This is a genomic window from Bacteroidales bacterium (assembly GCA_035353855.1).
Lineage (GTDB): Bacteria > Bacteroidota > Bacteroidia > Bacteroidales > CG2-30-32-10 > DAOQAK01.
The window spans coordinates 1-19,129 of record DAOQAK010000055.1 but is presented as its reverse complement, the minus strand read 5'-3'; the positions used below and the strand labels follow the sequence as shown (position 1 = coordinate 19,129).

The following is a 19,129-nucleotide window of genomic DNA, read 5'->3' as shown; positions in this document are numbered from 1 at the left end:
CGGAACCACTGATGTTGCCGATACAGCGAGTAAAGCAGAAGACTCAAGAATATTTGCTTCTAAAGTTTTTGCACAATTATAAGCATCGGTAACAGTGAGAGAATAAGTACCCGGAGCTAACCCTGAAATATCTTCACTGCTTGAACTGAATGAACTTGGACCAGCCCAATGATAACTGAAAGGAGCCGTTCCACCACTAACAGTAACATCTATCGAGCCATCACCTGAACCTTTGCAACTAACCGGAACTACTGATGTTGCCGATACAGCGAGTAAAGCAGAAGACTCAAGAATATTTGCTTCTAAAGTTTTTGCACAATTGTAAGCATCGGTAACAGTGAGAGAATAAGTACCCGGAGCTAATCCTGAAATATCTTCACTAATAGAAGAGAATGCATTTGGACCAGCCCAATGATAGCTGAAAGGAGCAGTTCCACCACTAACAGTAACATCTATAGAGCCATCACCTGAACCTTTGCAACTAACCGGAACCACTGATGTTGCCGATACAGCGAGTAAAGCAGAAGACTCAAGAATATTTTCTGATAAAGTTTTTACACAATTATAAGCATCGGTAACAGTGAGAGAATAAGTACCCGGAGCTAAACCCGAAATATCTTCACTGCTTGAACTGAATGAACTTGGACCAGCCCAATGATAACTGAAAGGAGCCGTTCCTCCACTTACAGTAACATCTATAGAACCATCATGTGATCCCGTACAGCTTACAGGGACTACAGTGTTTTTTGAAACAGCCATCTCAACAGAAGATCCGTTAATAGTAGCCGGTAAAGGTTGAATAATTTCGCAATTTCCTATTAGACTCGTGTCCCTTATATTTACCAGATACGAGCCAACTGCAAGATTTCCAATGGTAACTTGTGTGCTTCCGGTCTCAAATGATATCCATGTTCCTCCATTAATTGAATATTCTAATTTTGGAGAAGCAGAAGAAGATTGCGCAGAAACAGTAATTGATCCGCTGTTTAAAGAACAAGTATTATTTTGTATTGAAGATATTTGAGCTTTTACTCCTTGCACGTTAACATGAAATTCACAAGTTTGTGTTAAAGAAGTTCCCGTAGGAGATGTATATGTTGCAGTATATACAACCAACGAATCTCCTACAGGGAAAAACCCGGGGATTGGTCCGGTTATATTAAAATTGATACCACCAATGCAATTACCCAGATCCATTAGGATTGCATCAAAATAAATATTATCTACATAACATTTATTATTGCCGTTACCACTAAAAACAAATTTTAACCGGTAAAGACCTTTTTCAATAGTAGCCGGAATGTTTATGGTGTAAGTATCAAGTCCCGGTGTATTGATATTAACACTTCCTATGAATATTTCTGTTGAATCATTATCTAAATATAACTTCCATGTAAAATTTCTCCCGGTTTCGCAATATACATCCATTATGACATCCAGAGACGGTTCAATATATACAGTTGGTGATAAAATTGAAGGATCTCCAGAACCTGTTGATTGCCATAAATTGACAAATCCATTATTAATACCTACTCGTTGTACCTGGTTAAATTCCCAGCATTCCCACTTTACTTCTGGTAAGTCAAAAAGCATAATGAAATTATGGAGTCCACCGGGTAAATCAGCAAGGCAATTTAGATCGAAATCCGGGCTTTGCCAATCTACATATGCTCCGAAAACATTATTTTTTATGGAATCAGCGCAGACAACTATATCATTCGGGCAATCTGTAACAACAATTGGCTCAGCGCTTACTATGACATTGGAACTACTAGAACACTCCCCATTGCTTATTACAACCGTGTAAATACCGCTGTTTGCGGTGGTTGCATTTAGTATAACAGGGTTCTGTAAATTTGATGTAAAACCATTAGGTCCTGTCCAACTCCATGATGTGGCATATCCTCCACTTTCGTATAAGTTCAATGTACTTCCAACACAAACAGGCGAATTACTTGATGCCAGAGCAATGCATCCTCCGTTATTATTTATAAAAAAATTGGAAGGTTTTTCACTGGAGATACCTTCCAAAAATTTTACATCCGCTCGATTATTATCAGGAGTAAGTGCTGAAACTTGCAAGCCTGGATTTATAAAAAATATTGATGTTATCAATATTAAAAAAGGATGAACCTTTTTAGAACAAAAAGTTACAAAAAAACTGCTGCTACGATTTGTTTTTCCTGAGTTAGAAATTCTGTTCATAGTTTTAATATTTTTCGTTTATAATAATATTTAAGTATTAAAATTTATGATGATTGATTTGTGTAAACAAAAATATGTTTGTCAATTATGAAAAGTGATTATGTAAATATTAATTTGAAATAAAGTTTGTATAAAAAGGAAAAAGGGAAGGTTGTTTAAACCCTTATCCGTATTGGGGTTTTAGGGATGTGGTTTTTCTTGTGAAAACGATTCAATAGCAAATTATGTTGATGAAAAAAATCAGTCATCAAATCATTTTTCTATCATTATTAAAGTATACCCGAAAGGGTATATATAAATTATTTTTATAAAAAATATACCCGATGGGGTGTAATATTTGAAAAATGTTGTATATTTGTACCCAAAAGGGTATAAAATGACATCAAATCAAACCATATCTGCATTAATAAAAAGTAAGCGGAAACAATTAAAGATAACTCAGCCACAGCTTGCAGACAAGGCAGGAGTGGGGTTGCGGTTTATCAGGGAAATGGAGCATGGCAAAACTTCGCTCCGTATGGATAAGGTAAACCAGGTGCTACTATTGTTTGGTATGGAACTGGGTCCTGTTCCTGTTAACAGAAAAAAACTAATCGATGAGAAAAGCTGAAATATTTATGCATGATATTCCGGCAGGAGAGCTGCTGGAAAATGAAAACGGATATGTCTTTACATACTATGAAGCATATCTGAAAGACCTTGAAACGCAGTCTGTAAGTCTTACATTGCCCAAGAGCAGCAAACCATTTGAAAGTAAAGTGCTGTTTCCTTTTTTTGATGGTTTGATACCAGAAGGATGGCTTCTTGATATAGCTCAGAAAAACTGGAAATTAAATCAACGTGATCGGATGGGCTTATTGTTGGTATGTTGCCACGATTGTATTGGTGCAGTTAAAGTCGTTGAAAAAAATAGCTGATGATGAAAACGAACAAATGTTTATTCTGCTACAATGAGCTTGATGAAAACAATGAAATGTTTCATTCTGCTTGCTGTAAAAAAATATTCGGAAAACCTGAACCTCCTGAGTTACCTTATACAGAAAAGGAATTAATGGAATTAGGCATACAGGTTGTAAGAAGCCAGTCTGCTGTTACCGGGGCGCAGCCAAAACTTTCCCTGGATCTTTTGAAAGGCGAAAGTAAAGGTGCTCCTATGAGGCTTACAATAGTTGGTTTGCATGGAAAATATATTTTGAAACCACAAACAGAAACTTATCCGAATTTACCGGAAGTTGAAGATTTAACAATGCACCTTGCTGAAATAGCTGGAATAGCAACAGTTCCTCATTCTCTTGTTCAGATGAAATCAGGAAAGCTTGCATATATAACCAAAAGAATTGATAGAACTGACAAGAAAAAGATTCATATGGAGGATATGTGTCAGCTTACAGAGCGCCTTACTGAACACAAGTACCAGGGGTCTTATGAACAGATAGGGAAGGCATTAATGAAATTTTCGTCTAATCCCGGTCTTGATCTGGTGAATTTTTATGAGCAGGTATTATTTTCTTTCCTTACCGGGAATACAGACATGCACCTGAAAAATTTTTCATTGATAAATCTGCCGGAGACCGGGTATGTACTCACACCGGCTTATGATATGGTTTCTACTGCACTGGTGATGCCTTCTGATAAAGAGGAATTGGGCTTGGCTCTTAATGGTAGAAAGAAAAAAATAGAATTGAGTGATTTTATGAAAGCTATGAGCAGTAATGGAATTCCGGAGAAAGCACAAATGAACATTGTAGCAAAAATGGAAGCATCACTTCCTTCTATAATAGACTTTGTGAAGAAAAGCTTTTTAACAAAGGCAATTCAGCAAAGGTATACGAAAATTATTTCTGAAAAGGCAGGACAACTGCATTTGAAAATAAAATAAAGATTTCATTGCATTACTTTCCGATACAAAATTTACTGAATATATTTCCAAGAATTTCTTCAGTGGTAACTTCACCGGTAATTTCAGCAAGATAGTGAAGAGCGGTACGGATATCAGATGCAATAAATTCAGTAGAGCTATTATTGGTCAAAGCATTTTGCGACCGGGAAATGGATTCATGAGCTTTATGCAACGATTCGTAATGACGGGAGTTGGTAATTATATTACCTTCATTGTTGTTCAATTCTTCCGAGGCATATTTGGTAAGCTTTTCAACAAGGATATTAATGTTTTCGCCACGTTTTGCGCTGATAAATATAGGTTCGAGATCCATTAAATCTTTAAAACCCTTTGGGGATTCAATCAATATGTCGGTTTTATTGGCAACAACAATAAGCTTTTTGTTCTGATTTATATACTTTTTGTTAAAATCAGTTATGGTTGTTTTTATTTCTTCAACGGAAGATTCATTGATGTCGAACATGTATAAAACTATGGAAGCTTTTTCTATTTTTTCATAAGTTTTTTCTATTCCCATATTTTCAATCATATCCGTAGCTTCGCGAAGACCTGCTGTATCAATAAACCGGAAAGCAATTCCCTGGATAACCATTACATCTTCAATGGCATCTCTTGTTGTGCCCGGGATATCAGTAACAATAGCTTTATCCTCGTCCAATAAAATATTCAACAAAGTAGATTTCCCTACATTGGGTTTCCCGACAATAGTTACAGGAATCCCTGTTTTAATTATATTCCCGAATTTATATGATTCCAGAAGATTTGAAATATGTGATAGGATATCCAATAATAAATTTTTTAATTCATCCCTGTTTGCAAATTCAACATCTTCTTCGCTGAAGTCAAGCTCCAGTTCAAGCATTGATGAAAAGTTAAGGAGTTTACTGCGCAGCACTTTTATTTCATTTGAGAAACCACCACGCATCTGCTGAATGGCAAGCCGGTGTGCAGATTGCGAAGTCGACGAGATAAGGTCTGCAATGGCTTCCGCTTGTGTAAGGTCAATTCGTCCGTTTAAAAATGCACGTAATGAAAATTCGCCGGGTTGTGCAGCACGTGCGCCATTTCTTATAAGTAACTGTAATAACTGATGCTGAATATAAATTGAGCCATGACACGAAAATTCAACAACATCTTCAGTGGTAAAACTTTCAGGACTTTTAAAAAGAGTTATTATTGCTTCATCAAGAAAAATGTTTTCTTCCTGGAAAATATTTCCAAGATATGCATGATGATATTTCAGTTCATTAAAATGAAGATTACTGTTTTTGGATTTCCATATTTTTTCAGAAATTCCGAATGCATCTTTCCCGGAAAGTCTTATTATAGAAATAGCGCCTGTTCCAAAGGGTGTGCTTACAGCACATATTGTATCTTCATTCAGCATAATAAAATCTTTATAACAAAAATAAGTAAAAAGGTTTGGTTATAATAATTCAAAATGTAATTTTGTAAAACTGAAATTGTAAAAATAAGTAAAATGAGCGTATTAGTTAACAAAGATTCCAAAGTATTGGTACAGGGCTTTACCGGCACTGAAGCTACTTTTCATGCAACACAGATGATTGAGTACGGTACGAATGTAGTTGGCGGCATCACACCCGGTAAGGGTGGGCAACAACATTTGGGAAAACCGGTTTTCAATACTGTTGCTGACGCGGTTGAAAAAACGAAAGCCAATGTTTCGGTAATATTTGTACCGCCTGCATTTGCTGCCGACGCTATAACTGAAGCTGCTGAAGCCGGAATCGAAGTTATCGTTTGTATTACTGAAGGTATTCCTGTAAAGGATATGGTGTCTGTTAAAGAATATATTTCTAAGAAAAATTGTACCTTGATTGGTCCTAATTGCCCGGGAATTATAACCCCGGGTGAAGCTAAAATTGGTATTATGCCCGGATTTATTCATAAACCCGGTACTATCGGAATCATTTCGCGTTCAGGAACGCTGGCTTATGAAGCTGTTGACCAGATCACCAAAGTTGGGTTAGGACAATCAACCGGAATTGGAATTGGCGGGGATCCCATTCCCGGAACAACAATTTTAGATGCAATGAAACTTTTTATGGATGATCCAAAAACAGAAGGTATTGTAATGATTGGCGAAATTGGCGGAAACATGGAGGCTGATGCAGCAATGTGGATTAAAAATAATAATAAAAAACCTGTTGTAAGTTTTATTGCCGGTGCTACAGCTCCCAAAGGTCGTACAATGGGACATGCCGGCGCTATCATTGGTGGCAAAGACGATACCGCTGAAGCGAAGAAAAAAATATTGCGTGAATGTGGCGTTCATGTTGTGGATTCACCTGCCGATATTGGCAAAAAAATGATTGAAGTTTTAAAGAAAAAATAATTCTTTTTCTGTCTATAGTACAGAATATTCTTTCCTGTATATTTTAGTTGTTAACAATTTTTGTATTTCTTCGTATCTCGTGAAGAAATTTACATGGCTTATTATTTATATTTTTGCCACGCTTATTTTTATTTCATGAAAGATCTAACTGTAGGGAAAGAAGGAAAGCTTATTTTTTATTTTGCAATACCTATGTTGCTGGGGAATGTTTTCCAGATGTTCAACATGATAGTGGATAGTATTATCGTTGGGAATTTTTTGGGTAAAGCTTCTGTAGCCGCAGTAGGTGCATCATTTCCTGTTTTGTTTGCGCTTATTTCATTATTGATGGGTATTACTGCCGGTATCAATATTATCATTTCACAATATTTTGGAGCAAAGGATTATGATGCGGTTAAACGTTCTGTAGACACGGCGTATATTTTTTTATTTTTTGCTTCGATTATCATAGGAGTTACCGGATTGTTATTTTGCAGGGATATTTTTATGCTGTTAGATCTGCCTATAGAAGTATTGCCGGAAGCATTGCTTTATATCAGGATATACATGATAGGAATATTATTTATGGCCGGTTTCCAGGGAACAAATGCGGTTCTTCGGGGGATGGGCGATTCCAAAACCCCTTTATATTTTATGATAATTGCTACGGTTCTTAATATTATTCTTGAAATGATATTTATTCCTGTAATGAAAATGGGAATTGAGGGTGCCGCAATAGCAGCAGTAATTGCACAAGCAGTAGCTTTTATAATTGCAACTTTTTACCTGAATAAGAAACATGAGTTTATAAGAATTTCTTTTGTGAAAATATATTTTGACAAGAATATTTTTTATAAGAGTTTGAAAATAGGATTGCCTTCCGGGTTACAGCAAACATTTGTTGCTCTCGGGATGATGGCTTTATTGAAAATAGTTGATAGTTTTGGTACCAATACAATTGCAGCATACACGATTGCCGGAAGGATCGATTCTTTTGCTACTTTACCTGCTATGAATTTTTCGATGGCGCTGATGACCTTTGTCGGACAAAACCTGGGAGCAGGGAAACAAGAAAGGGTAAGAAAAGGATACTTGTCGGCGCAAGTGATCACGGGTGGTATTTCCATAGTAATGTCAATTATGATATGGCTTTTTTCTTCTCAGCTGATGTCGGTGTTTAATCAGGATAAAGAAGTTATCCGCATTGGTTCTAATTACCTGTTGATCGTTAGTTCATTTTATTTGCTGTTTTCAATGATGTTTATAAACACCGGTGTTTTCCGTGGAGCAGGTGATACATTGGTGCCGATGTTTCTTACATTATTATCATTATGGTTAATACGAATTCCTCTTGCATATTTTTTATCTGATAAAATTGGTATGAATGGAATCTGGTGGTCGATGCCGATTGCATGGTTTGCCGGAACGGTATTTTCATTCATATATTATTTTAAGGGTAGATGGAAAAAGAAAGTAATAGTTAAACAGCCTGCAATAACAGAATAAATATGAGTCATCCTATTTTAATTGCCGATAGCGGAGCTACAAAGACCGATTGGCGTCTTATTCACAGCAGTGATGATATAAGACCATTTCAAACCAATGGGTTTAATCCATTCTTTATTGATTCCCTGCATATAAATGAAGAGGTGGATAAAGACCTTGTTCCATTCATGAACAGCGATGGAGTTAAAGAAATATATTTCTATGGTGCAGGATGTTCATCAACGGAAAAGTGCATGGTTATTGAAGATGCGCTTACTCCTTTATTTCCTAATGCGAGCATTGAAGTTGAAAGCGACCTGCTGGGCGCTGCGCGTTCATTATTTGGGCATAATGAAGGACTGGCATGTATACTTGGTACAGGCTCCAATTCATGCATCTATGATGGGAAAAAAATTACAGAAAACATTCCTTCGTTAGGTTATATATTAGGTGATGAAGGCAGCGCTGCTCATATAGGTAAACAAATATTGAAAGAAACTTTATCATTGAATGCTCCGAAAGAGATCAGCGAATTGTATCAAAAAAAATATGGTTACTCAAAAGAAGAAATACTAACTCAGATTTACAAAAAACCTTTTCCAAACCGTTTTCTTGCTTCGTTTGCTTTGTTTGCTACAGAAAATGTTTCTAATGTTTTCTTTAAAGAAATTGTGAAAAACAGTTTTTCTGATTTTTTTAAAACTCAACTTCTTCGGTATTCGCGTTGTAAAGAAATTCCTGTGAGTTTTACCGGTTCCGTAGCATTTGTTTTTGCCGATATTTTAAATGAAATTGCATCGGAAAATAATATGGCTATTCAGAAGATAGTGCAATCACCTATTGACGGGCTTATTGAATACCATCTCGATGATGTGAAAAAAAGAATGGCAGCAAGATTTTCTGCCGATGATGATTAATACAGCTATTTTATTTTCTCTAATTTCTTTTTATGACTTTCTGCTTTTCTCTTTAATTCCATCGTTTTTTTGACATGGTATTTATTATTCGATATTAAAGCAGAGAAATGATGTTTAATATATTTGTTACGTACTGTATAAAAGCCATATTCCGTTGCTTTTTCATTAATGTATGAAATAAGCTCCGCCTTGGTCAACGATTTTTGTTTCCTGCAAAAGCGCTTAAACTCATTATATCTTGAAATCCAATCTTCCATTTGTGTTGAAAACGTTTCAATATTTTTTTTTAATACCAATAAATTCTGTTCATATTCTTCCTTAAGATTGCCTTCATTTATGCATGAAGCTTTGAGTTTTGTAAGATATGCTGCTTTATTTTTAAACAGGAAAGATTGCCTGTATATTTTATTTTTAATAAGTTTTAGATCTTTGTATAGCGCTTTAAAGAAGAAAGTACTGTCGATAAATAAATTTGCATCGTTCATGTATTTATGAGCAAGAACAGTATCTTTAAGCATTCTGATTTCATGATCAAGATCATCGTAATATTCAAAGCGGGTAGCCTTTAATGTAGTTTCAATATTTGTATAAAGCTCAGAACCTATAGCATATTCATTAATGTTTTTAGAAATAATTTTATGTGATTTATCTCCGTTTGTAAAAAAGATATTTATGGAATCCTGTTGCCATGCTATTGAATCGCTTGTGAAAAGCGCATCGTAATAATATTTCAGGGAATCAATAGGAGTGGGGGATTTGGCAAGTTTAGTTTTAAAAAACGATTTGTTTTTTTCTAATTTTTTGTATTTACTTTCATATGTCTTCGTAAGTTTTTTTGCAAGTTTTATATTTTTCTTCGCCAACTTTTTTCCATTGGAAAGATTCCTGTAAATATTTTTTGTTGCCCTGATTAAATTATTGTTTTGCCTGATAACCGTGTTCTTCTTGATAATACTATTAGTGAGTAATTCATTTTTTTGCTTACGTAAATACGAAGCATTGGTATCATATTCAATAAGCGATTTCTGCACACAACTTATAACAGTATCGTACAATTCGTTTTGCTCAACTTTATTGATGGAATTCAAATCAAATTTTGAAATTTCATTTTCAGCAATGGCGTAATATGCACGGGCAAGGCAATAATGATTGCGGAAATTAAATCGATTGCCTCTAATTCCGTCGTCAATGATTTTATAATTTTCATCAGAGCTATAATAATTCATTCGTTCGTTATTATTGGCATTATCGTATATGTCATTTTTAATATTATTCGGAATATTTTTGAAATAAAAAGCATCATCGGCTTTGAATTGTTTTATGGAAAAGCCCGTAGAGTTCAGTTGCCATAATGGATTCAAAGAAAGATGATCGTAGCTGAAAAATTTTCCTGATCTAAGGAAATAATTATCGGACGGATTTTTTACAAAATGAGGTTTATATTTTATGATTATCGTTTTCCCGAAAGTAAGGGCTTTTACAATATGTCCGAACAAAGTAACCTTGCTGTATTTTATATAGCCCGCATCCCAGCATTCATCAATATTTTTCCATTTATTATTTAAAAGCACAGCATTCCATGCATGTTCATCAAGATAAAAATTATCAACGCTGTCAACATTAATATCTTTAACATAACCCGTAACTTTTACCGATTTTAAATTTGCATATTTGCACAGTTCGTTAAAGAGTTCGCTATAACCCAAACAGTTTGCCTTACGTTTTTTTAATACTTTTTTCAGCGGAACAGGGTCGTAATTAAAGTTCAACCATTTTTTTACATCGTATTTAATATTATGAGTTATCCATTTATGAATGGCAACAACTTTATCGCTATCGCTAGCAAGCTCTTTGGTAATATGTTCCGAAAGTTTCCGGCAGTCGGTAGTACGAAAGGCAGGAATACTCAGGTTTTGCGAATATATACCAAGTGTAAAAAAACAAGTAAACGAAAATATGAAAATGATTTTTGAAAAGAAGTGCATATCTGAGATCTATGATATTATAACTTTATTAGTGAAGAAATATTTTATGCAAATATATTTTAAAATAGTTCAATTAACTATTTTACTTTTTAGATAGTTTGTTTAATGCTATTCAATAATAATATTGTATTTATCCAATAAGCCCGACAAACCTGATGCTGCGAATTTTGCTTTCTTCATTTTATTTTGTTCAGGGTCGATCGAATAATTATACGATGTGCGAAAATCAACCATTTCAAGATTTGTATGAAAAAATATGGTCCGTTGCAAATCGCAGAAATCAAAAACAGAATTTGTGAGTTCAGCTTCTGAGAAGTCGGCTTCCTGTATATTACAATTTTTAAAAATCATCTTTTTTAATTTCATGTTTATGAAAACTGAAAGTTTCAGTAAACAGTTCTCGAAACATACAGAAAACAGGAACGCGTTGCAGTTATTGAAATGCAAGCCTAATAATTTGCAATTGATAAAACGAATATCGTTGAGTGTTGTATTCTTTAGCTTTGCCAGGCTTAAATCGCAGCCATTGAATTCGCATTCACGAAAAATATAATTCGATAAATCCAAATTATAAAATATGCAGTTTGTAAATGTGCAGCTTTCGTATTCGCCTTTCTCTAAGCTGTTTTTCGTGAAGTCGGTGTTTTTATAATTTTTATTTTCAGGCATTTTTTATTTTTTTTAAGCAAATATAAATTATCATTATCGTGTGGTTAAATTATTATGTCGTTCCTACGGAACTTTGCACAAATTGCATTAACTTGTTTACCGATATTTCGTCCCGTATGGGACGTTATATTGGTAATAATAAATTATAACAGAAGTATAAGTAAGCCCCGTAGTGGGCGATATACCTTGAAATAATTGATACAAAAAATATTTAATCATATAAAAATATTTTTATCAGACAAGTGTGATAAATTATATTATTACTCCAATTCCGTAATAATTTTCATGATCCTGTACATGCGATGCAGCAACGTATTCCAAGCAAATTCATGATTGTTTGCAATCATGGTGAATGCAAGCATTTTCCCTTTTTTGTTTCTGCAATATCCTGTATAGCTTCGCACACGGCTCATATAGCCGCTTTTTGCATGAATGTTATATCTGAAAATTGAAGTTGAATCCGAATCCTTATTGTAATAATTTTCTCCAACTATAGGCATACATTTATAAAGAGGAACAAAAATATCGGAATCGTTTGCAAACGAAACCAGCATGTATGTGAGTTGTTTTGCTGTGATATTATTATTTCTTGAAAGCCCGCTTCCATCGGTCATGTAGAACCCACGCAGGTCAATGTTTTTATCCGACCAGTAATCATAAATTGCATTGATGCCTCCAAGTGTGTTGCCAAATTTATTTTTAGCAACCGAAATTTCTTTCAGGAAAGTTTCAGCATACATATTATCGCTTACATGTAAAGTGAAATATGCAATATTAGTTAGTGATGGAGAATATGTAATCAATACAGGCTTGCGCAAAGGTTTTTCATAATACCCTTTTAAATTTAATTTTCTTATGGTTGTTGCTGAGTCACTGACGTTGATTTTATTTTTCTTGAGATATTTATAAAGCGTGTATGCGCAGAAATAAGCAGGATCAGGGACAGGGCAGGAATAAACTCCATTATATTTTACTTCACCACGAACGATGCGTTCATTTACAAATGGCGGCCCTGCTGCATAAACATAACTGTTATAGATAAAAGGATTGTAAAGAATATTATTCTGCGTGGTAAACTGCGGAACATCCGGTTCAATCTCTGATTTGACGCCATATTTGGTAATGGTAACTTTTATATCGTAACAATTATCATGGAATGAAAGCCCAGATGGCGCTGCACCATAATTGTTCACAACATCTTCCCATGCCCATCCTCCGGGTGTTGCATCATAATCGTAAATTTCTCCATCGCCAATTATTGAACCATTGATAGAATCAATGCCAAGGCTGTCAATAGCGGTTAACCATTGTCTTAACGTAATTTCCATCGCATTGACTCCAAAATTATTTGAACCTAAAGTTGGGTCGCCGCTTCCGTGGATATAAATATTACCTCTGAGTGTTTTGGAATTTTTGTCGATGACACCTGAATATTGCAATATGGTGGGGAAATAAAAATCTTTGCCTAAAGTCTTTAAAGCGATTCCTGTTGTTACAACTTTAAGCGATGATGCGGGAATAAGACTTATGTCGCTGTTCCTTTCGTAGATTATTTTTCCGCTGTCGGCTGTTGCAACAAAAAAACCGAATGTCCCATGAGAAATGGAATCATGTGTTGCCAGTTCATCAACATAATATTTTAAACTATCTAAAGCGGAAAGTGGGATAATTTTGGCTTCAGTTTCTTTTTTTTGTTGTTCTGTTTTGGTTCTATCCTTTAAGAATTTTGAATAAAAATAAATAGCCTCAACTGCGGCTAATAGCCATATGCCGGCCATTATGCCCCAGAAATAAGGAATCCATTTATTTTGTGGTTTCATTTATTTTTCTGATTTCCTTTTCTCCATTTTTCTTTTGTGAACTCATTTCCATCTTCGGTAAAATATTTCCATCGGCCTTCTTTTTTTCCTTCTTTATATTGACCTTCAACTTTTATATTCCCGCTGTCGTAAAAGAACTGCGCGTCTCCATCAGGCTTACCATCTATAAATTCAATGATGGCTTTCTTTTCTCCGTTCTCATAATATTCAAAATATTCACCATGAATTTTTTCTTCTTCATTGTATCTGAATTCCGCTTTTTTCTTTTCATCATCGTTGTCGTAATAGAATACAGCGTTACCGAACACCTTGCCGCTATTTAAGTTTACGGTTCCCTGTAAATTTCCATTTTCATAATATATTTTTAAAACGCCATCAATTTTCCCGTCAACAATTTTGCCTTCATAATGTTTTGTCCCATTTTCGTATTTCATTTCAAAAGCGCCGTCTTTATTGGATATTTCTGATGTGAGTACAGGTAAGAATTTTAAAGAATCAAAATCACTAAAAAACAATTCTTCAGCCGATGACTGTAATTTTTCCAATTCATTATTAAACAGCGCGTCTTCGTTATGCTCAACAATAAGTGTGGTTTTAAAAAGTTTGTCATCCGATTTCAGTTGAAAGCCAATCCTTGAAAAACTTAAAATCAGTTCTTTGTTCTCATGAATGCCTGTGCGCTTTTCAACGTTGCTGTAATTATACAGATGCGAATACAGTTCAGGCATTTTAATGAAAACACTAACATTCGATTCAACATCAAAATTATCTTTGAATTTAGTGAAGTCTTTATCTTTTTCCAGTGTGTTACCTTTTGTGTAGTCATCAATAATGTCCATTAATGTTGAAGTAGAATTACTGAAAACAACATAGTTGTCAATATAGGTATAGTAAGGCTTTTCAAGCTTCCCGAAAAGTTTTCCGAAGAACATTTTGAAAAACCCTTTTATGTTCAGGTAATTAATGGTGTAACTTTTATAATTGGTTGTATCGAATTTCAGCGGACTTCTTTTTTCAACCTGGTGCGTTAAATGCTCAAGACCTTTTTTAGCATCATCAATATCTTTAGCCTGGATAATGATTGAAACATCGTCTTCCTTAGCATTGGCAACAGGTTTGAGTTTTATAAATGCAATCTCATTTCCAATCCAACTGAAGAAATCATCTTTTAAATTTATTTTAAAAAGTTTCTCAATTTTACTTACTGCCTTATTATAATTATTGTATTCATCGCCGTTCTGATTTGAGATTTCAGTTGTGAGCTTGTTGAAAAAATCATCGAAGTTATCAAAACACATGGCAATATATACTGCTGCATTGTTACTGATTATTTTGTATCCGTCAGCTTTTCCCGGAGCTACGTCTGATAAGGCTTTCAGATATGATGAAATACTGTCGGATAAACTTGTGTAACCGGAAAAACTCAATCGCTCATCTTCAAAATTAACGTTGAATGCTGAGTATTTTAAAGTTGTTCCCAACGAATTGATGATATCACTTTCTTCAGTCAAGTAGCAACTCATGAATTCGGGAAGCATCTTATAATTAAAATAGAAATTGAAAAGTTTTTTTGAACTTATTTCTGAAGATATCATTTGAAAATCGTTGTTCTTTATCCAGTTTTCCTTGTCTTTCTGGTTGATCGATTTTTCAAGAAGGATAGGAGAGTAGCTCCCGATAAAAAGATTTTCATTAATTGCTATATAAAGAATTTCCCTTGTCTCCATGTCGGTAAGTTCAATTATTTCCTGTCCGTTATAATTTCGTTTCGACATGTAATACCCGAATTGCTTAACAATTCCGCTGATGTAATCTTTCAGGAACGCAACTTTCGAAGCGCTTTTCATATTCACCACAAAAAGAAAATCGTAATCGTTTCCCGAGATCATGTGAGCCGAGACCAACAGCTGACGGTTACTGAAAAGCATATCCATTGTGGAATTATCTTTAATAAGCGAATCGAGTGTTGCAGCGCTTTTGCTGATATCCTCAAAGTGTTTGTTGTTGCGCATGTGTTTCCACATTTTGCTGTCGCTTATGGTCGACCAGCCATCGGTAAGGTCGGAAGTTTCGATAATATATATAGCGTCATCGGGAACGGCAGTAAACGGGTTCCTGTTTGCTGATTCGGAAAAATAAATATATAGGATAAAACCTCCTATTGCCAGTAAAAGCAATATAAAGAAGGTAATGACAACTTTTTTTCGTGTACTCATATTTTTGAAGATTCATTTAGAAAAATCAAAAATAAAATTACTATAAATTTTAATTGGAAAGTGAATGATAATGGTTAATAATTTATAAACCAAGTTTGAATGATAGGAAGAAAGAAAACGTTTGACTATTATAGAAAATGAATTATTTCTAATGCATCGATTTCTAATGCTTGTCCTGTAAGGACAACAGTTTGGTATAAAATATAAGAATACTTTATTAATGTGCCGTCCGTCTTGCTCGCCTCGATGCGAAGCGGGCCGACGAGGCAGGTAGGCACTACCGATTGTTCTATAAGTTAGCTTTTGTAAAAAAATATTATAAAAAGTTACACAGAGAACCACCGAGTTAAAAGAAGTTACACAGAGAAATTTTTTTTGACAATCATCAAAATCCAGATAATTATAAAAACGAAAATTAATAAGATGTAAAATAATTGATTATTATCAATAAAGACTTACTGGTAGTTTCTTTCTTTTGTCCTGTAAGGACAAAAGCTTGGTAAAAAACATAAGTATACTTTATCAATGTGCCGTCCGTCTTGCTCGCCTCGATGCGAAGCGGGCCGACGAGGCAGATAGGCACTACTGATTGTTCTATATGTTAGCTTTTGTAAAAAAATATTATAAGAAGTTACACAGAGAAATTTTTTTGACAATCATCAAAATCCTGATAATTATAAAAACGGAAATTAAGAAGATGTAAAATAATTGATTATTATCAATAAAGACTTACTGGTAGTTTCTTTCTTTTGTCCTGTAAGGACAAAAGCTTGGTAAAAAAACATAAGTATACTTTATTAATGTGCCGTCCGTCTTGCTCGCCTCGATGCGAAGCGGGCCAAAGAGGCAGATAGGCATTACCGATTGTTTTATATGTTAGCTTTTGTAAAAAAATATTATAAAAAGTTACACAGAGAACCACCGAGTTAAAAGAAGTTACACAGAAAAATAAGGTATTGATTATAATAAAAACTTACTTGTTATTTCTTTCTTTTGCTTGTCCCATAGGGACAACAGCTTGGTAAAAAAATATAAGAATACTTTATTAATGTGCCGTAGGTACAACCGCTTAGATCATTTTTATATTAAACTTTTGACAAGCATATAATACCAATTGTTAATTTAAAATAGTCCGAAGGATATTTTAAATTTTACAATGGTTATGCCGATGACATAGATGTTATAGTACAATTTATTGGACTATTACATATATACAATCGGTATAAAATAAATAGCGCCGACCTTAAGGTCGGCGCCAGGGAAAGTTTTTTATTTGGCTTAAGCCAAAATATTTTTTTATCCTCTTTTAAAATGAGGCATATCAAGAGGTAGCTCAATAGATAATTCCACAAAGCCTTTGTATTCGCCATTCTCGAACCATGGCGACTGGTGAATCAATTTTTTGATACCGTTTTTTTCTATGGTATAACTATTCGATTTTCCTTGTTCGAGTAAGTTTATCAATTTTGTTCTTGCCGGCTCGGGATGACAATCAAGAACATTGGAGCCAATTAGTCTTTCGCCACCATCTTTTTTAAAAGTTTTCTTCGATTTGGCATTCATGTAAATGATGGTTCCGTTTTTCTCACATACAGTTATAGCCGAAGGAAATTCATCAGTCCAGTTAAATTCTTCCATTGTGCTTTGTTATTGAATAATTGATTAGATAAAGGTTGCAGAAACAAAAGTACAAAAAAATAACCCCTTTGGGAGGGGTTATTTTTTTCTTTTTGCGCATGAAAAAAAATTTAGCAAGAAGTTTTGAAAAGTACACCAAACACAAACACATTACAAATATAGACTCATTATCAAGCCACTACAATACGAAAATTAACTCGATTTTTACTAAGTGTTTTTACTAATGCTGTTACGTAAGGACAACAATATTTTGATGGGAAATTATTTTGGTTTTATTGATAAAAAAGTTTTATTCGTCAATTAAATCAATCTTATCTATAGCTTTACGATATGTAGTAAATGGGTTTTAGCAGGATTATTGTTTTCCGATGGCTTTGATTGCTTTTACATAAACGTTCTTCACTCCGTTATTTTTTTCTTTACTGATTATACCTTCAAATACGGGCAATAATTGTTTTCTTGTTTTGGGATTATGTTTTGCAATTTCGGACAATGCGAAAGCCGCGCACTACTTGATAATTGTGATATTTGCTTTATATTCGGTGGTGTTCTTTAAATGATTAACGTGTGTTGTGCATAGTTTTTCTCTATTCGATAATTACATTAACCATTAATCTGTCATAAAAGAATGGTTCGTATAAAAAAACGTCATCTTTGGTGTAAGGAATATTATCAACTCCAGCATATACCTGTATCAGGTTATTGTAGTCAAAAGCCAGTGTTGCTTTAATCAGGGTGGTTTTATCAGATTCATCAGAAGGTACAAAAGTTATTGGTGTGTACTTTTTGCTTCGTACAATATAGTCGCCATCGTAAGGTAAATTATTTGGATAATCGTGCGGATCGGTTAATAAATTCAGAACATACGACGAATCGGTGCCGCCAAAAACAAATGCATCAGGCAAACGCTGAATAGATTCATAAAGAGGATATAAAAACAGGCGGTATCTGGCCTTAAGGACATTGTTTGATAATGATGAATAAACCTGGTTCCAATCTTCTTCATTTGAGGCGGAACCGAAATTAAACTGATTGAGCGTGTCGATATCGGAATATTGCGCCGGCAACTGAACTTCCTGATAAAAATATTCAACCCGAAAATAAAAATATTTAAACAGCGTAGTGGTTCCAAACGATGCGCCTTCATTTGTAAGATTACCACCCAGTGTTGGATTCATAGTTACACTGCTGTTACTGGTAAAATCAGCATATTTGAGCGGATCCTTGTAAGATAGATTATTATCCAGAAGCTCCATCTGATTAATTACTTGCAAATCGTCAACAAACCGGATACAAATAAATTTTGCTTTAAATACCTGCGGTGTAAGACTGGTAATATAATCGCCAAAACTGGTATATAGTGAATCTTCTTTTTCTTTAGATGCAGTAATTTTCTTTGCTGATGCACCTTTATAACTAACCTGCGTTTCAATTTTGCCGGGAACAAAATTTTCATTATCATGTTTATTACAACCACTTATAAATAAACTGCAAATAAAAATCAAAAGAGTATGTTTCATGGCATTCATATTTTATGTATCTTTTTAACGATTTTTTTTTTATATCGTTTCAAAATTATGCATAACTTTTGAGTTGCTATATTACTAATATTTTTATTAGTCATTTTCTTCGTAGTAATATGAGTAGTCAATTCCTTTCATAAACATTTCACGGTCGTTTATTTTAGTGGTGAGCGCTTTTTCCAAAAGTGTTTTTAATACATTACTTTTTGTTGCGCTTAGCACCATTGCATTCATGTAATCACGCTTGCTTATTTTACTCCAGTCTACGCATTTTTTGAGGCGTTTTTTTAGTATCAAATCCAACCATATCCTTGTGCTTCTGCCATTGCCTTCCATAAAAGGGTGTGCAATGTTCATTTCTACATATTTATTTACGATTTCGTCAAATGTAGTTTCGGGCATTGCTTCTATTTGCTTTAATGTGTCGCCTAAAAAA

At 34.3% G+C, this 19,129-nt stretch carries 15 protein-coding genes; 6 read left to right on the top strand and 9 right to left on the bottom strand.

Annotated elements, in window-relative coordinates; all coding sequences use genetic code 11:
• Positions 1–2,205: hypothetical protein (locus PKK00_12780; protein HNW99277.1), on the bottom strand; the 2,205-nt coding region annotated here is incomplete at its 3' end.
• A gap of 376 nt (positions 2,206–2,581) precedes the next feature.
• Between PKK00_12780 and PKK00_12775 the strand changes: the two genes are divergently transcribed.
• From PKK00_12775 to PKK00_12765, 3 genes are read left to right on the top strand one after another with little or no spacing between them, the layout of a single operon-like run.
• On the top strand, positions 2,582–2,815 hold the full coding sequence (locus PKK00_12775) for a helix-turn-helix transcriptional regulator (protein HNW99276.1): 234 nt from the start codon (positions 2,582–2,584) through the stop codon (positions 2,813–2,815).
• Positions 2,802–3,122, top strand: coding sequence for a HipA N-terminal domain-containing protein (locus PKK00_12770; protein HNW99275.1), 321 nt, complete (start codon positions 2,802–2,804; stop codon positions 3,120–3,122). The genes PKK00_12775 and PKK00_12770 overlap by 14 nt, the downstream gene beginning before the upstream one ends.
• A 2-nt stretch (positions 3,123–3,124) precedes the next feature.
• Entirely contained in the window at positions 3,125–4,084 is a 960-nt protein-coding gene (locus PKK00_12765; GenBank protein HNW99274.1) for a HipA domain-containing protein, read from the top strand.
• Positions 4,085–4,097: 13 nt separating this feature from the next.
• On the opposite strand, the gene mnmE is transcribed toward PKK00_12765, so the two are convergent.
• Positions 4,098–5,492, bottom strand: a complete 1,395-nt coding sequence (gene mnmE, locus PKK00_12760; GenBank protein ID HNW99273.1) for a tRNA uridine-5-carboxymethylaminomethyl(34) synthesis GTPase MnmE — start codon at positions 5,490–5,492, stop codon at positions 4,098–4,100.
• A 93-nt stretch (positions 5,493–5,585) separates the two neighbouring features.
• Here mnmE and sucD point away from each other — a divergent pair, with 93 nt between their 5' ends.
• The 3 genes from sucD (at position 5,586) to PKK00_12745 (ending at position 8,842) form a co-directional block, all read left to right on the top strand.
• Positions 5,586–6,461 (top strand): succinate--CoA ligase subunit alpha, encoded by an 876-nt coding sequence (gene sucD, locus PKK00_12755; protein ID HNW99272.1) that lies wholly within the window; start codon positions 5,586–5,588, stop codon positions 6,459–6,461.
• Positions 6,462–6,596: 135 nt separating this feature from the next.
• Entirely contained in the window at positions 6,597–7,946 is a 1,350-nt protein-coding gene (locus PKK00_12750) for an MATE family efflux transporter (protein HNW99271.1), read from the top strand.
• A gap of 2 nt (positions 7,947–7,948) precedes the next feature.
• A complete protein-coding gene (locus PKK00_12745) occupies positions 7,949–8,842 on the top strand; it encodes an ATPase (protein ID HNW99270.1) in 894 nt (297 codons plus the stop codon).
• Between the two features lie 5 nt (positions 8,843–8,847).
• Here the strand turns inward: PKK00_12745 and PKK00_12740 are convergent, their stop codons facing one another.
• The 7 genes from PKK00_12740 to PKK00_12710 form a co-directional block, all read right to left on the bottom strand.
• Complete coding sequence (locus PKK00_12740; GenBank protein ID HNW99269.1) at positions 8,848–10,827, bottom strand: transglutaminase domain-containing protein; 1,980 nt, start codon at positions 10,825–10,827, stop codon at positions 8,848–8,850.
• Positions 10,828–10,935: 108 nt separating this feature from the next.
• On the bottom strand, positions 10,936–11,496 hold the full coding sequence (locus PKK00_12735) for a pentapeptide repeat-containing protein (GenBank protein HNW99268.1): 561 nt from the start codon (positions 11,494–11,496) through the stop codon (positions 10,936–10,938).
• A 260-nt stretch (positions 11,497–11,756) separates the two neighbouring features.
• Positions 11,757–13,316 carry a D-alanyl-D-alanine carboxypeptidase gene (locus PKK00_12730; GenBank protein HNW99267.1) on the bottom strand — a complete coding sequence of 520 codons (1,560 nt, stop codon included), beginning with the start codon at positions 13,314–13,316 and terminating at the stop codon, positions 11,757–11,759.
• Positions 13,313–15,532 carry a DUF3352 domain-containing protein gene (locus PKK00_12725; protein HNW99266.1) on the bottom strand — a complete coding sequence of 740 codons (2,220 nt, stop codon included), beginning with the start codon at positions 15,530–15,532 and terminating at the stop codon, positions 13,313–13,315. The genes PKK00_12730 and PKK00_12725 overlap by 4 nt, the downstream gene beginning before the upstream one ends.
• Before the next feature lie 1,296 nt (positions 15,533–16,828).
• Positions 16,829–17,170, bottom strand: coding sequence for a PAS domain-containing protein (locus tag PKK00_12720; protein HNW99265.1), 342 nt, complete (start codon positions 17,168–17,170; stop codon positions 16,829–16,831).
• Positions 17,171–17,757: 587 nt separating this feature from the next.
• A complete protein-coding gene (locus PKK00_12715) occupies positions 17,758–18,690 on the bottom strand; it encodes a hypothetical protein (GenBank protein ID HNW99264.1) in 933 nt (310 codons plus the stop codon).
• Positions 18,691–18,786: 96 nt separating this feature from the next.
• Positions 18,787–19,129 (bottom strand): Fic family protein (locus PKK00_12710; GenBank protein HNW99263.1); only part of this gene is annotated, 343 nt, incomplete at its 5' end.

Bases quoted from the DNA above. Each gene is read 5' to 3' on its own strand.
- PKK00_12750 (HNW99271.1), top strand. From the start codon at position 6,597: ATGAAAGATCTAACTGTAGGGAAAGAAGGAAAGCTTATTTTTTATTTT.
- PKK00_12770 (HNW99275.1), top strand. From the start codon at position 2,802: ATGAGAAAAGCTGAAATATTTATGCATGATATTCCGGCAGGAGAGCTG.
- PKK00_12720 (HNW99265.1), bottom strand. From the start codon at position 17,170: ATGGAAGAATTTAACTGGACTGATGAATTTCCTTCGGCTATAACTGTA.
- PKK00_12715 (HNW99264.1), bottom strand. From the start codon at position 18,690: ATGAAACATACTCTTTTGATTTTTATTTGCAGTTTATTTATAAGTGGT.
- mnmE (HNW99273.1), bottom strand. From the start codon at position 5,492: ATGCTGAATGAAGATACAATATGTGCTGTAAGCACACCCTTTGGAACA.
- sucD (HNW99272.1), top strand. From the start codon at position 5,586: ATGAGCGTATTAGTTAACAAAGATTCCAAAGTATTGGTACAGGGCTTT.
- PKK00_12740 (HNW99269.1), bottom strand. From the start codon at position 10,827: ATGCACTTCTTTTCAAAAATCATTTTCATATTTTCGTTTACTTGTTTT.
- PKK00_12725 (HNW99266.1), bottom strand. From the start codon at position 15,532: ATGAGTACACGAAAAAAAGTTGTCATTACCTTCTTTATATTGCTTTTA.
- PKK00_12775 (HNW99276.1), top strand. From the start codon at position 2,582: ATGACATCAAATCAAACCATATCTGCATTAATAAAAAGTAAGCGGAAA.
- PKK00_12765 (HNW99274.1), top strand. From the start codon at position 3,125: ATGAAAACGAACAAATGTTTATTCTGCTACAATGAGCTTGATGAAAAC.
- PKK00_12730 (HNW99267.1), bottom strand. From the start codon at position 13,316: ATGAAACCACAAAATAAATGGATTCCTTATTTCTGGGGCATAATGGCC.
- PKK00_12745 (HNW99270.1), top strand. From the start codon at position 7,949: ATGAGTCATCCTATTTTAATTGCCGATAGCGGAGCTACAAAGACCGAT.
- PKK00_12735 (HNW99268.1), bottom strand. From the start codon at position 11,496: ATGCCTGAAAATAAAAATTATAAAAACACCGACTTCACGAAAAACAGC.